This is a genomic window from Haloarcula hispanica ATCC 33960 (assembly GCF_000223905.1).
Taxonomy (GTDB): domain Archaea; phylum Halobacteriota; class Halobacteria; order Halobacteriales; family Haloarculaceae; genus Haloarcula; species Haloarcula hispanica.
On record NC_015943.1, the window covers coordinates 88,129 to 101,414 of the forward strand.

General features: G+C 57.2%; 19 protein-coding genes and 1 pseudogene. 18 read left to right on the top strand and 2 right to left on the bottom strand.

The genetic code is table 11. From position 1 onward, the window contains the following. Positions 1 to 339: 339 nt before the first annotated feature. Positions 340 to 1,302 carry an ArdC-like ssDNA-binding domain-containing protein gene (locus tag HAH_RS15560; protein ID WP_014030653.1) on the top strand — a complete coding sequence of 321 codons (963 nt, stop codon included), beginning with the start codon at positions 340 to 342 and terminating at the stop codon, positions 1,300 to 1,302. On the opposite strand, the gene HAH_RS20490 is transcribed toward HAH_RS15560, so the two are convergent. Further along, on the bottom strand, positions 1,194 to 1,538 hold the full coding sequence (locus HAH_RS20490; RefSeq protein ID WP_144443771.1) for a zinc ribbon domain-containing protein: 345 nt from the start codon (positions 1,536 to 1,538) through the stop codon (positions 1,194 to 1,196). The two genes, HAH_RS15560 and HAH_RS20490, sit on opposite strands and share 109 nt — an antisense overlap. Positions 1,539 to 1,783: 245 nt before the next feature. Next, a complete protein-coding gene (locus HAH_RS15565) occupies positions 1,784 to 3,043 on the bottom strand; it encodes an outer membrane protein assembly factor BamB family protein (RefSeq protein ID WP_174878667.1) in 1,260 nt (419 codons plus the stop codon). A 108-nt stretch (positions 3,044 to 3,151) separates the two neighbouring features. Between HAH_RS15565 and HAH_RS15570 the strand changes: the two genes are divergently transcribed. From HAH_RS15570 to HAH_RS15645, 17 genes and pseudogenes are all read left to right on the top strand, one after another. Beyond that, positions 3,152 to 4,093 (top strand): DUF6610 family protein, encoded by a 942-nt coding sequence (locus tag HAH_RS15570; RefSeq protein ID WP_023842907.1) that lies wholly within the window; start codon positions 3,152 to 3,154, stop codon positions 4,091 to 4,093. Between the two features lie 57 nt (positions 4,094 to 4,150). Beyond that, positions 4,151 to 4,996, top strand: a complete 846-nt coding sequence (locus HAH_RS15575; RefSeq protein ID WP_014030657.1) for a DUF6884 domain-containing protein — start codon at positions 4,151 to 4,153, stop codon at positions 4,994 to 4,996. Positions 4,997 to 5,097: 101 nt separating this feature from the next. Beyond that, a complete protein-coding gene (locus HAH_RS15580; RefSeq protein WP_014030658.1) occupies positions 5,098 to 5,778 on the top strand; it encodes a hypothetical protein in 681 nt (226 codons plus the stop codon). A gap of 164 nt (positions 5,779 to 5,942) precedes the next feature. Further along, positions 5,943 to 6,151 (top strand): annotated as a pseudogene (locus HAH_RS15585) (hypothetical protein); the annotation flags it as partial. A gap of 130 nt (positions 6,152 to 6,281) precedes the next feature. Further along, the gene (locus HAH_RS19585) at positions 6,282 to 6,752 is read left to right on the top strand and encodes a hypothetical protein (protein WP_144443772.1); all 471 of its coding nucleotides are present in this window, start codon (positions 6,282 to 6,284) and stop codon (positions 6,750 to 6,752) included. Positions 6,753 to 7,555: 803 nt separating this feature from the next. Next, the gene (locus HAH_RS15590; protein ID WP_014030661.1) at positions 7,556 to 7,846 is read left to right on the top strand and encodes a hypothetical protein; all 291 of its coding nucleotides are present in this window, start codon (positions 7,556 to 7,558) and stop codon (positions 7,844 to 7,846) included. Further along, complete coding sequence (locus HAH_RS15595; RefSeq protein ID WP_014030662.1) at positions 7,843 to 8,157, top strand: hypothetical protein; 315 nt, start codon at positions 7,843 to 7,845, stop codon at positions 8,155 to 8,157. The genes HAH_RS15590 and HAH_RS15595 overlap by 4 nt, the downstream gene beginning before the upstream one ends. Continuing rightward, positions 8,148 to 8,354 carry a hypothetical protein gene (locus HAH_RS15600; protein WP_023842910.1) on the top strand — a complete coding sequence of 69 codons (207 nt, stop codon included), beginning with the start codon at positions 8,148 to 8,150 and terminating at the stop codon, positions 8,352 to 8,354. Before HAH_RS15595 ends, HAH_RS15600 begins: the two co-directional genes overlap by 10 nt. After that, the gene (locus HAH_RS15605) at positions 8,351 to 8,590 is read left to right on the top strand and encodes a hypothetical protein (protein WP_014030663.1); all 240 of its coding nucleotides are present in this window, start codon (positions 8,351 to 8,353) and stop codon (positions 8,588 to 8,590) included. Before HAH_RS15600 ends, HAH_RS15605 begins: the two co-directional genes overlap by 4 nt. 57 nt (positions 8,591 to 8,647) lie before the next feature. After that, positions 8,648 to 9,013 (top strand): hypothetical protein, encoded by a 366-nt coding sequence (locus HAH_RS15610; RefSeq protein WP_014030664.1) that lies wholly within the window; start codon positions 8,648 to 8,650, stop codon positions 9,011 to 9,013. A 233-nt stretch (positions 9,014 to 9,246) separates the two neighbouring features. Continuing rightward, positions 9,247 to 9,450 carry a hypothetical protein gene (locus tag HAH_RS15615; RefSeq protein ID WP_014030665.1) on the top strand — a complete coding sequence of 68 codons (204 nt, stop codon included), beginning with the start codon at positions 9,247 to 9,249 and terminating at the stop codon, positions 9,448 to 9,450. Further along, positions 9,443 to 9,658, top strand: coding sequence for a hypothetical protein (locus tag HAH_RS15620; RefSeq protein ID WP_014030666.1), 216 nt, complete (start codon positions 9,443 to 9,445; stop codon positions 9,656 to 9,658). Before HAH_RS15615 ends, HAH_RS15620 begins: the two co-directional genes overlap by 8 nt. A 421-nt stretch (positions 9,659 to 10,079) precedes the next feature. After that, on the top strand, positions 10,080 to 10,766 hold the full coding sequence (locus HAH_RS15625) for a hypothetical protein (protein WP_014030667.1): 687 nt from the start codon (positions 10,080 to 10,082) through the stop codon (positions 10,764 to 10,766). Between the two features lie 57 nt (positions 10,767 to 10,823). Continuing rightward, positions 10,824 to 11,723 (top strand): transcription initiation factor IIB, encoded by a 900-nt coding sequence (locus HAH_RS15630; RefSeq protein ID WP_014030668.1) that lies wholly within the window; start codon positions 10,824 to 10,826, stop codon positions 11,721 to 11,723. Between the two features lie 233 nt (positions 11,724 to 11,956). Continuing rightward, a complete protein-coding gene (locus HAH_RS20165; RefSeq protein WP_233425864.1) occupies positions 11,957 to 12,190 on the top strand; it encodes a hypothetical protein in 234 nt (77 codons plus the stop codon). A gap of 85 nt (positions 12,191 to 12,275) precedes the next feature. Beyond that, entirely contained in the window at positions 12,276 to 12,572 is a 297-nt protein-coding gene (locus HAH_RS15640) for a ribbon-helix-helix domain-containing protein (protein ID WP_014030670.1), read from the top strand. Beyond that, positions 12,562 to 12,849 (top strand): type II toxin-antitoxin system RelE family toxin, encoded by a 288-nt coding sequence (locus tag HAH_RS15645; RefSeq protein WP_004966184.1) that lies wholly within the window; start codon positions 12,562 to 12,564, stop codon positions 12,847 to 12,849. Before HAH_RS15640 ends, HAH_RS15645 begins: the two co-directional genes overlap by 11 nt. Positions 12,850 to 13,286: the final 437 nt, after the last annotated feature.

A 13,286-nucleotide genomic window follows, 5' to 3' on the forward strand; every position in this document is an offset into this window, starting at 1 on the left:
CTGAGTGCGTAGTTATTGGGATCCTAGCGTTTCTCTGCGTCACGGTCGTCCTCTTAGTAGACGAGAGCTCATTGCAGTTCAGCCTTCTTGCAGGTACTGCATTGGGAATCTTCACTACTGTTTTACGCTATTTAGTCCAGCGCTGAAGGAGTTAGCCACCCGCTCACTCGGATTGGGGTGGTCTACTCAGCTGCTGTGAGCGCCACCTGAACTGAACAACTCGAAGCATCGTAGACTGGGGAGACACGATATCAATGTGTCTTAAATTAAACAGCGAATTTTCTGTCCCCCAGTGGAGGTGCGGGGGCGTGCCCGAGAGCGCGTCCCGAAGACAGATCAATGTCAACGATACAGTCAGACACTCCAGAGCAGTCGTCCAGCCAGCAGACCACTTGCACCTTCGACAATTCGGACTCCCGGGACGAGGAGATGCGCGACCAACTCGATGCGTGGGTCGAAGACCTTGCCGACCTCACCGACGAAGCGCAGGCCAGCGAGCAGTTCCAGCAGTGGCTTGACGTCCAATCGAAGTTCCACGATTACTCGGCTCGGAACACGCTACTCATCAAGCTCCAGTGTCCCGAAGCAACCCGAGTTGCGGGGTACAATACGTGGCAAGACGAGTTCGACCGGTACGTTCAGCAAGGCGAGGACGCGATCTGGATCTGGGCTCCGATCATCACGAAGAAGTGCCCCGAATGCGGCAATTCGCCGTCGTATCACGAGAACACTGATTGCGAGTACGATGAGACAGAGCCCGAACAATGGCGTCGGGGACTGGTCGGGTTCCGACCAACGTCGGTGTTCGATATCTCCCAAACTGAGGGCGAACCGCTTCCCGAACTGGAGACAGAAGCTCACGGCGACCCGGATGGACTTGTCGAGGACCTCTTGGACGCGACCGACGAGATCGGCGTCGACGCGAGAATTGTCGCTCCCGAAGAGTGGGAGCATGGGTCTGCACGGGGTGTCTGCGAGCGTCGGAACGTCATGACAACGAATCCGATGGTCGAAGCGGTCGACCGAGACAATCGGGCCGCCCTCGCGAGTACACTGATTCACGAGTTCGCCCATGCGGATCTTCACTTCAATGTCGAGGATGAGGCGGAGCGGTCGAAACGCGAGGTCGAAGCCGAGGCAGTCGCCTACGTGGTCAGTCGTCACTTCGGGCTGGACCCCGACAACTCGGCGTTCTACCTCGCGGCGTGGGACGGCGACGCACCAGAGACGCTTCGGGACCGGCTGGACCGAATCTCATCGACTGCGGCGGATCTGATCGACGCCGTCGAAGGTGCCAGCTGAGAAGGAGCGGTGTCCTTCCAGACGTGCCTGAGAGCCGTTTTTTGTGTCTTCCTTGCTGGGTGGAGAGAGTCAAGTATGCGTTCAACACCGATACCACAGCCGAGAGCAGTAAACCCACACATCGAACACCTCTTCGACGTGTTCCGGGGATCCACTCGGACAGCTGTTATGTCCGGTGCTCTGGCCTTGCACGCGACGTACCCGTTGAAGGGACGGAACGCCACAGGGGATACCACGACGCCTCTGGTAGGTTCCCACGGATATCAATCAGGTCCGTTCAAGAATAACGAAAACGGATGAGACTCCGATCCAAAGTGGCCACATCTATGACTGAAAAATCTCCGCATGACATGATTTCCCGCAAGGCTCAAAGGACAACTGAGTGCCAATCATATCTCACCTATGAAGGGAAGACAATCTCTGCTACCGGGTATCAATCAATGTATCTTCCCCGTACAACTCTGTGAAGAACTGTCGAGAATCAGGGTGGTTCGAGACAGACCAGCGTCGAATCGGCCTCATTGTGTGATTCACAGGCGACGAACAGCGCCCCATCACCGACGGCAAGTCCCTGAATCCCACCACTCTCGATGGTATGAGTCCATCGTGTTGCACCAACCCTTATTCCTCCGACCCCGACACCACCTGATAGATCGAATGCGTGAACATCACCTTTCACCGGAGCATAGATGGTGTCGCCGGCCGCGACAGGGGCCGCGTTATCGAAGTCTGCGCTCACCTGCCAGTGACGGTTCCTGTCGTAGACTCGGAGCGACGAAAGTGATTCCCAGCCCGTACTGTATACCCACGACCCAGCGTAGACGGGCGGTGATCCGGTGTGGCTCTCGGTGGCTATCCAGTCGTTGATGCCGGCGTTGGCTCCATCTTGTAGGTTCCGGAGTGGGCCACTGAACGTGCTGACAACGATGCCGTTGTCCGTCGGTACTATTCCTTCGATCTGGCTCCCTACTTTACGACGCCAGCGTTCTCCCGGTTCTTCTCCGGTGCCATTGAGGGAATATGCATACACCTCGCCGCCGACAGTACCAATATATAATCGAGGGCTGCGGAACGCCATTGTCCTAACCGCACCGAATACATCGATCTGCCAGTGCTCGTCACCGTTCGCTGGGTCAAGCGCGCGAACGGTCCCATCGTCGTTTGCGACGAGTACGAACGGTTCGCTGACGAGTCGACCGGTGATCGGATGGGGCGGACTGTGGATGTGGCCGGCACCAGTCAGAGACCATAGCTTATCGCCAGTGTCAGCATCGACAGCGAAAACCGTGTCATCATCGCTCGTCGTAACGTAGACGATCCCGTCGTGGACCGCCGGCGGTGAGGGCCAAGGATGCTGGGTCGGTGCAAATTGCCATAACTCCTCACCCGATTCTCCATCGAGCGCGAGCAGTCCCTCTGCATCCGGTGCGAAGACTATCCCGTCCGCAATGGCCGGCGTGCTGATATCGGAACCAATATCGGCGGCCCACCGCTCTCGGACGTCCGTTCGGGGTGCCACGGCATCGGGTGTAAACGCCGTGTTGTGGGGATCGTGGCGGGGCATTGGCCAGTCAGTCGTCGTATCGCTCCCGGGTGAGAACTGTGATTCGCTGGATTCGAGACAGCCGGCGGTTCCGATGAGAGCCACGCCACTAAGGCCGCCGAGAAGTTCGCGCCTGGAGGGCATCATTTGGAATGTGATCCTATATGTGAAGGGCTTTCTGGGTTCTCTCCACGCCATACCGTCGGTGGCCTGTTCCCTGACTTAGATGGGGTAATCTACACGGGAAAGTAGTTTTTGCCGCGCCTGCCAGGTGGGCGCGCCAGGTGGGCGCGCTCGGTGTTGTTCATGTCTTCTGAGGCGCGACACTCTTGGTCAGCGGCGGCTGTCAGCGATGCACAGCAGACTGAGTACATTGGGTTCCTTCACCGGGAGCCGTTCGTAATCGATGCTTACCGGCTTGGATTCGCCGTCGGCATTCGCGAGGACTACACCTACCAGTCCTCGCTTCGGAACGTCGACGTCCCGATTGAGATTCTGGACAACGACTTCCGGAATCCAGACTTGGACCGGTACATCGAACGCTTCGAGCAGTACGAGCCGTCGGTCGGGATGCTTGGCGACGCATACGACCGACAGGAGGCGCGCCGGTACAACCAAGCCGCACGGGAGCTGAAACGGAAGTTTCCGGGGACGGAGGTCATTATCGTCCCGAAGTGCCGCGACGCAATCGACGTGATCGACGAGGATATCGTCTTGGGATACCCGATGGGCTACTCCGACCAGACCGCCGACGAGTACACGGATATTGTGGACTGGCGGGGACGGCGAGTGCATCTGTTGGGGGCAAGTCCGACAAAGCAGTATCCGGTGATTGAGGAGCTGACACAGCCGCGTGTGACCGGTGAAGAACCAGCCGATATCGTTGGCGTCGACTGGAACGGGATTCATCTGGCGGCGCTTCACGGCGAGTATTTTTCGCCACACGGCTACGCGAGTGCGGACCACCTCTCGATACGGGAGACGGTTCAACAGAGCTTGCGGCACATCAGGTCCTACTGGAAATCGCGGGGTGTGTGGCCGACCGTGGAGACAGACCGGAGCGCGCTAACAGCGGAACCGATGGACCCCGTCTGGGCTGCTGACGGTTCGAGAGCAACTGTAAATGGCCTTGAGGATGCGATTGTCGTCGAGTATGAGAAAGGACAGACGCTCGCGTACCGGAGCCAACACGAGCGAGACAGAGTGGAATACCGGGCAGGACTCACTCCCATCGAGGTCTACGGCTAAAGCCGAACGTGTCGTCTCAGAGAGTTTTGTGACTCCCTGGTGGGGTGAGGGAGACAGATGACTACTACACAGACTGAGCGAACTCGTGGCCGCTTCGTACTGATTGGATGCGGCAACGCGAAAACCGACGATCCAGCTGAGGCTCGCGACCTCTACACTTCGTCGTACTTCGCGGTCAAGCGATCATATGCTGAGGCGGCTGTCCAGTGGGCTCGAACCGCTGACCGACGAGCGAACACCTGGGCGGTTCTCTCTGCAGAACACGGGATCTTGATGCCCCGGCAGACGGTCGCCCCGTACGATACGACCATCGAGGACCTGCGGGGCGAACCCATCGAAGGAGAAGCCAATTATCGGCTGCCGTCAGGCGACTGTGTTGAGAGCCGACTAGATCGGTGGGCGCTCCGTGTCCATTCATCTCTCGGTGATTGGCTCCGGCGACCCTATGCTGCCGATCAACAGGAGTCGCCCTGTCGGGAGTTGGTCGTTCTGGCCGGCAGCGACTATGTCGACGCGCTGCGTAAGCGCGGCATCTTCGACGGACGACCAACTGCGATTCGGACTGGACGAGAGACGTACACTGCCCTCCCGCCGAAAGCGACAGTCCGCTTCCCCTTCCAGGAGCGTGACTTCGACGGGATGTTCGACCAGATGAGCTGGCTTTCAGACCGCGTCGAAGAACTCTCGTCGGCAGCGGCTCCAGCCCGACGATCAGAACTCTCGGCCTTTGACGGGGGCTTCGAGCGTGACTCTGCTACGTGGCAAACAGGCCACAGTGGCGTCGACGTCGAGGGGACTGAGCAGGCAGGGCTGGATGCATTCGAGAACGTCCCCGAACGGTTCCTTGCCACGAGACAAACGAGTCTTGCGACCGACGGCGGGGAAGGAGAACAGGGTGGATAGCACGCAAACCCACGATACCGACTGTGTTAACCAACACTCATCGCTTCTGTTGGTTAACGCGCTGTGTCGGGCGATTTTCTGTTCCTCTGTCGGGTGAGAGGATGACTGCAACTGATCCGACTCAGACGCAGGACGGACAGCCAGACCAGCAAGCCGGCTTCGACTTCAGCAAGCCCAGTCAAGAGCACGAGATCGAAGTGTCGTATTCGTGGGGGTATGTCGACACCATCTACATGGACGATGACGGTGAACTCGTCCGAGCACAGGATACCGACGGCTACTACCGCAACGACGAATCGTTCGAGTGTACCTGCGGGGAGACATTCGGTTGCGAGAGCAAAGCAAAATCCCATATCCGAAGCGAGGGCTTCCGAGGCCCGCCAGTGCCTGTCGCCGGCCATCCAGAAGCATTGCGCTGGGACAACGAGCCGATGACCGACTTCGGGGGGAATGTGGAATTCATTCCAGACGTAACGAACACCGCCGCCAAAGTTGTCGACGGGGCTGACTACCTGATCGCAACGGCCCGGACAACACTGACGCCACCAGCGGACCACGAGTTCGACAGCTGGGAGCCACTGCAATCCGGCCGCCTGTCGAATCACAATGGCGACTCATTGTTCTCGGCGCATATCTTGTCGAAGATTATCGCGACGCTTTCATCCGGCCACCAGTACGTTCCATACCGCTACACCATCTACTTTCGTGGGCACACAGCACTGTACTTGGAGGGGCCGAGGGGCGGCATCATCATTGCTGAACGACTCCCCGGCCTCGACTGAGACGGCGGTTTTCTGTTCCTCTGGCGGGTGCGAGGATGACAGAACCAACCTCCAAAGCCCGTGATGGATCAGCCACGAACAGCAGCGAATCGCCCGTCGACGAGCAACCAATTCCAGTCGTCAAGCCACCATCGGCGTTTGTCTGGCAAGATGAAGTGGTCCCAGTGACCGACGTCCAGCCCGAGGCAACGGCTGAGTGCTGTCGACTCTGCGGTGACAGGACAGCCGATATCTCCGGCGAGGCGACACCTACGTCCGGTGGCCTGACGAAGTGGGGCGAGAAGACGGCGTGTTCCGGTTCACGATTTGCCGGGAGTGTGAGCTTCAGGACCGCGACAACGTCGAACAGGCCGCTTCGCTCTTCCACGAGGCACACTGAGATACTTGCGACGACTAGTTGGAGGACTATTTTCTACCACACATCTAATGTCTTATTCAAGAAATAAAATATTTTCATCTATATATTTAAATATTTAATACGGCAACTATATGTTTGAATTGTAATGCAGAAGAACTACATTTATCCCGAGTTATCAATATCTGTGAGGAGAATTGCAATTCTTAGTCTGGTTGTTTTACTTGCAATAACAGGATGCGTTGATATGTTAAGTGTACCTGACAAGTCAACTGCTGATGAAGACATGTCGACTGATATGCAGACTACGAGTTCCTCAGATAGCGAACCTATGGGGTTCCTACACATAACCGCCCCAGAAACGGTTCCTAAGAGTGAAGAGGTTGCTAATCATGAACAAGTTGAGTCACAGATCATTTCCGAAGGGCTACGCAAGATCGGGAATTCAACCGAATATAGGCAAAATCTCACGGAAAAACAGTATAACCGAACGCGTCAGGCGCTTTCTAAACATGAGTATCATTCCTCCAGCGAACCAAATTTTACCTCAGGATTGTTTATTGAATATAATGGCAAAACATATAATATTAATATAGTTATATATGGAGAACTTGTCTGAACCGGACCAGGGTCTCATAAAACGATTCACACACCTCAGTAGCTTCCGGAAAGCCAGTATCTGAGAGAGGGAGGTTGTTACTGCTGTCCAGAAACGGTTAGAGAAGTCCTCTCAGTCAATATCAGAAAACCATGCTAACTGGTCTGTAACACGCTTTGAAGCGGATGGCTATGACACAACCCTTTCAGCGTATTGCTATCCCGTGAGACCGTCTTTGACCCCACCTCGCCAAGGACTTGAGCAGTATACCAATAACAGGGACGTAGACGCTTCGCTTGATACAGTACAGCTCCATGATGCGGTTGCTCGGATAAATCACGAACTCTGGTTAGCGTGCAGTGAAGACGGTCTAATCAACCAAACTAGGAAAGCCCGTGTCCGGGAACGAAAGGCACGGAGGAAAAAAGCAAGGACTGACGATACACTGCAGGGGACGCTGAAATACCTCAGTTCGCGAATATCGCAGATAACTACCGCCAATGGCGTTCACCTGCTTCCAATAGGAGTACTGATGTCAGCGTTGTTTCTCGGCTCTGCGAGTATTTATTGGTGGGCCGGAATGAACGTTCAACAGAATCTGTATTACAGTATAGTCACGTTCACTACCTCACCACCGTCGTCATCATAGCCAGAAGTAATGAAGTGGGTTGCAAGAATTGAGGCGTTCCTTGGCTACGGCTATCATTTTCTTGGGGTATGTACTAGTCACCCGTAAACGGGTCTGATACCCACTACCCTCTATCTACGGCTGCTGCACGCTCCTATTTTGTGTTCCTCTGGCGGGTGAGAGGATGTCTCGAAATATGTCCTGCCGTCATTCGGAAGACCTGTCACAGCCACCCACCGCGCAGTTCGTCGAGTCCATCGCGACGACTGTTCGAGCGCAGTCCGGCAGCGCCGATGTTGAAGCGGTTGTCCTCCGTGCGGTGGCCCGGCGATCAGACAGTATCGACCTCCCGGACGTACTCGAACTTCGTTCGCTCTTGGACGTCGACGGTGCGCAGGTAGACACGCTAGAGGAACAGGTCACGAGTATCATCAGCGCCATCGAAGCCGAACTCGCCGGTTGGGACCGCCGGGAGGTCGCTGCATGAACGCAGCAGGAACGGCCACGTTGGGCGATTTCGGCGCTGGTGGCCCACGCTCGAATGTGCTGATTGACACGCAGAGCGCGGCACAAGAAGCAGTTGCCGGTGAGTGGGAATTTCTCGCCGCTGGCAACGACACGATCGGCTGGCACATTCCCGACACCGGAGCGACAGTCCTGCTGAAACGAAGCGATGCTGACTGGACGCTCGAACGGGCGACCAAACTGGTCGGGACGCGACGGTCACTCGATGCCGGGCTGGAGCTTGCCAGCTCGTACATGGCGGATCGACCGGAGGGAGCGTCGGCATGGCGATGATCGAGCGCGAGCAGTGGCGTCGTGAGGAACGCCAGCGAGTTGGGGCAGCACTGGCACGGGCCCGGTTCTGGCAGTCGGTTGCACCACACAAAATCAGCTTCTGGGACGCCGTCGACGAGACGCTTCTGGCTCACTACCCGGGCTGTCGGTACAAACGCAGGACGACACTTGACGACTTCCGAGAGGAGGATTCATGAGCGACACTCCTGACCCAATTCTCGACAAACTCCCTCCAGAGCGGTTGCTGGACGCCGACCATCTCCAGCCAATCGTCGCCGGCATCAACTGTATGCACTCAATGGAGACGATCCAGCAGTATCTCGCATACGAAAACCAGCACGAGAACCGGACGCCGATCCAGTCTCGCCTTCGAAAGCGGGCACGCGAGATCCGTCGCGATGAATCGGATACCGAGGAGCAAGCCGTCGCATAATTTCTGTGCCCCAGCGGGGTGAGGGGCGTCCCACAGAGGCGTGCCGCCAAACCGACTATGTGTGAAAACAAGGCAGACGAGACGGCTGTACAGCAGTGCGACGACCTCGATATCGACCCTGATGCCGTGGATATCGGTGATGGACTGAAAACGACCGAGGGCACGTCTGCACTCGCCGTCGTCGGTGTTGACGCCGAAAACAAGCGCGTGAAGGTGTACTCCCCGTCCGGCGAGCTGACGGTCAATCGCTGGGTGAGCATGGACCTGTTCAGCGTCCACTCCCCGAACGAGGACATCCAAACCGACGCCGACCGGGAAGCGTGGCTGAACGAGACGCTGCCGAAGAAGGCTACGCATATCGACGGGAACGTGTACCCACTCAGGTACGCCATCGACGAGGACGGGAACGTAATCGCGGAATAATCGAGGAGCCGTACCAGCCACTCTTTCGCTCACTCTCACGCTCACGGTTCCCGAGCGCAAGCGCTCGGGGGACACGCTCCACCTTGGACCGGCAGGCCGGTCCGGCGGTCCCGCTTCTGGAGGCAGGTAAGGCTCATCGCGATGAATCGGGTGGCAGGGAACGAGCCGCCGTGTATTTTCTGCGCCCCAACGGGCTGAGGGGCGTCCCACAGAGGGCGCGCCGCAAACCGATCATGAGTAAGAACAAGACGGACAAGACGGCTGCACAGCAGTACGACAACTACCCCGATCCCGACGCCATCGTTCACTTTGGCGATGTCTCAGAGGAACTGGTCGAGTTGATCGAGGAAACGCTAGAGACTTCGGAGTTCCTGTCGGCCTCTCGCGACGACCTGCCCGAAACGACGCTGTTCGTCGAGGCGGTCGACAATGAGTGACGACCAGCTGTTCATGGTCGTGGAGGGTGTCGGGCCAGCAGACTTTCCCGAAAACGAGGCGAGTTCCAACAAGCAAGACGAGGCCGTTGCTCTCGCGAACGATATCCACGACCTGATTCGCGAGGAGTACGGCAAAGAGGAGATGGAGGGTGTCATCCCGGTAGTCAACCCCGACGCCCACGAGCAGATGCAGGCAACGGAACTCTGATCGGGTTGGAAAAAGCAGTTTCTTTAGCCTCGGTGCTGGCTGGAACGCCCACTCAGTAAGTATGCGAATTTAGCACGTCACCCACTGGCTATTTACTCTTCTAACCCAACCTTCCGAACACGATGTATCCCGCTTTACAAATTGGTCTTGAGGGGTCGGGAAGTCCCACCGATTTCCTTCTAGCGGTGGTGATTTTGTTCGGTGCATTCGTCGTTGTCTTCCTGATTGGCAGGCTATTTGATAGCGTTTTTTGACGCTGCGAATATTGGCATTTCGCAAACAGCTAGCTGGTCGCTGTCTCCCCTGTACTGACCACTCCTGTCTGGGAATAGAATTACGCTTGCACAGACTCTAGTCGCCGAATTTTCTGTGCCCCAGCGGGGTGAGGGGCGTCCCAGAGAGGGCGTGCCGCCTGTCATTCATGGCTACCACAGAATCCCGTAGCGACGCCAGCAGCATCGACGAGAGCGAACTGGAGGAGGCTGACCCGAACAACCGGACCGTTCGGGCACTGACCGAAGTGATGACCGTGTTGGACTCGATTGGTCGGGCACGAAACGCCGCCGACCTCTTCCTGGTCAACTCTGGCTCCGGCTCAGAGTACCTTGTCGACACTCGAACAGGGAGTTGTGAGTGCAAGTGGAAGCAGTTCAACCCCGACAAGGAGTGCAAGCACCAGAAGCGAGTCGCCTTCGCGACCGGCGAGCGACCTATCCCGCAGTGGGTAGATGACGACGCTCTCGATGACCAGTTCGGATTGCACGTCGACGGCGAACCCCGCAAGGCAGTCGCTGACGGCGGAGTCATGCAGGTCCGGTTCGACGACGGCGGTGTCACAGACCCCAACGAGGACCCCTTGGCTGTCACCTCCGAGGACGAGCCACGAACGAAACGAGCGAAGCAGGAAGATATCGACGTTTCCTTCCTCGCAAAGCCCGGTCGCTACGAGGTTCACTCAGCGTCGGATAGCCGGTACGAAGTCGACGTGCTTGAGGAGACGTGCAGTTGTCCCGATGAGGCCGAGCGGTGCAAGCACCGTCGCCGGGTCGAGATCGAGATCGACGCCCAGCGAGTCCCGCGCCCGGATGGAAAACTGCCAGACGCCTAACCGGCCGCCGCAGTGTGTTTTCTGCCCCTCTGGTCAGGTGAGAGGATGTCTCGAAATATGTCTTTACAAACTGTCCAGACAGCGTTGTCTACAGCTACGCCGAGCTGTCCCGAGTGTGGCGGCGAACTCGATAGCAGCGGGCGAGAAACGAACTGCGAGGACTGTGGCCTGGTGACCGAGCAAGACCAGATTGACCGCAGGCCGGAATGGCGGACGTACGACAAGGAGGAACAGCAGCGGACGGGCGCACCTCGGACGGCCACTCGCCACGACCGAGGCCTGTCGACGAATATCGGAAGCGTCGATAGTGCAGATATTTCCCCGAGACGGCGTCGACGGCTTGCTCGCCAGCGACAACTCCACGGCCGGTCGAAGTTCACCAGCAAGCGCGACCGGAATCTCGCTCACGGGCTTGGCGAAACCCGACGCATCGCGAGTGCGCTGTCTGAGAGCAACGCGGTGAAAGAGCAGGCAGCCACGTTCTTCAAGGAAGCCCAAAACAAGGACCTCCTGATCGGACGGTCGATTGAGGGCGGTGCAGCGGCCGCTGTGTACGCCGCCTGCCGGTGCAATGGCCTCGTGACGATGGAGACGGTAGCCGATGTCGCACGGTGTTCTGCATCGCATATCTGGAACTGCTACCGGACGTTCTTGGTGGAACTCGATCTCCCGATTCCAGTGTCGCTTCCGGTGGACTGGGTGGCGCGGATTTGTTCGGACCTTCCATTCAACGTTTCCCCGGAGATTCGCCAGCGAGCGCTCAAACTCGCACAGCAGGCGACCGAGTCCACCGAGATCAACGGGCGACCAGACGGTATCGCAGTCGGCGCTCTGTACCTCGCCGGGAAAGAGTCAGACATCCGGCTCACGCAAGCGACGATCTGCGAGCCGCTGGATGTGCATATTACCACGGCCCGGCAGTGGTTCCAGAAGATTGAGGAGCATATCGTTGCGTGACCGCTCGCGACCTGTTTTGCGTGCCCCGGCAAGGGTGCAGGGCGAGCCAGCAAGCACGTCCTGAGAGAGACATATGTCAGTTACTGATACTCCAGAATCGGCGGCACAGCACGACTCTTCGAGTGTTTTTGCGTCGGTCCCAGCGCCACGGTCGCCAACGAAAGTCGCATCGTTTGTCGAACGAGTCCTTGTCGAACTTCGCCATTCGCCACGAAGCGGTGGCTGCTCGGTACGTGACTGATCTAGACCAAGCCGGAGCGAAGACGATCTGGTGTCGGGTCGAGCACACGCCGTTGGACGTCGACGCAGAGTACGTCCAGATTCGAGACGATCCGCGGTTAGGAGTTGATATCGAGCCGTGTTCGCAGGCAACGGTTCGAGAACGACTGTGCCAGTGTCTTGACCACGACCGGACTGGACGCGTCGACGTTTGGCCGTTGGCCGGCGTCTCGATGTGCGACGGCTGATGAGGCGATACCACTACTCGACAGAGCAGCTGTACGTCTCAGAATAGGTGAAGAATTATACTACACGAGCGTATAGCATTTGTATATGTCTGATGCAGACAGCGATACTGGAAACGGTGGTCCAGAGATGGTACAAATAAACCTCCGATTGAGCAAATCGTTTCTCGAAGACATCGATGCAACGTGGCAGGAGGAGGGATTCAATTCACGGAGTGAGTTCCTTCGCCACATCGCTCGGGATGCAGTGAAGCACCCTGCATTTAGTCGGAGTGGGTGGAAACAGATTGCCGCGAGCGAGCACGATCTTCGGTCGGGTAGTGCTGAACTGGTTTCGCGTGAGGAAGTCCGTGCAATGATGGATCAAGACGGTAATGACGAGTGACGCTGAGTGGACGTGGAAGTTCACTGAGCGTGCGACTGAGCAGTTTGGTGATCTCGATACGCACGTTCAGGATCGAATCGTTTCGAAACTAGACGAAGTTGTCGACTCAACATGGCGCGAGCCCAAGGACTTCCTAGAACCACTGACTGGCGGGCCGTTCTGGAAACTCCGAGTTGGAACGTACCGCCTTGCATGTGTGCTTGCACATGATGCCTCAGTGCTTGAAATCCACAGAATCGAACACCGGAGCGGTGCTTACACGGCTGACGACGACTGACTGTCGCTCGTTCGTTCTGGCAGGTCGAGATGGCCGAGGGCAGCGTGCTGGCGGAGTACACAGAGATGTGGTCGGACATAGCGATCCCAATGCGTGGGATTCCACGGAGTACTGAATGACCGCACTGTTGCGACCGTTAGTCTCGGTGAATGGCCTGAGTGGCATGTGGGCCATCGACTGTCGTGATAGCTCACACAGCCACGGCCCGTACAAAGCATTCGAACTGTTTCATGAAAACCAAACAAGAACCTCAGCAGTTCGGAAGGTCGCCACACTTGGCCGCACAACTGGATGGTAATAAAGTTAGAGACTTCAAGAAGGTCATATCGGGAGTCGAGAATGTCTAAATACCCCGGTATGTGACGAACGCAGATATAATTCCTACTGTCAAAGATAGAACCAAACCAGATATACCCTTGATGAACATGTCCAATATG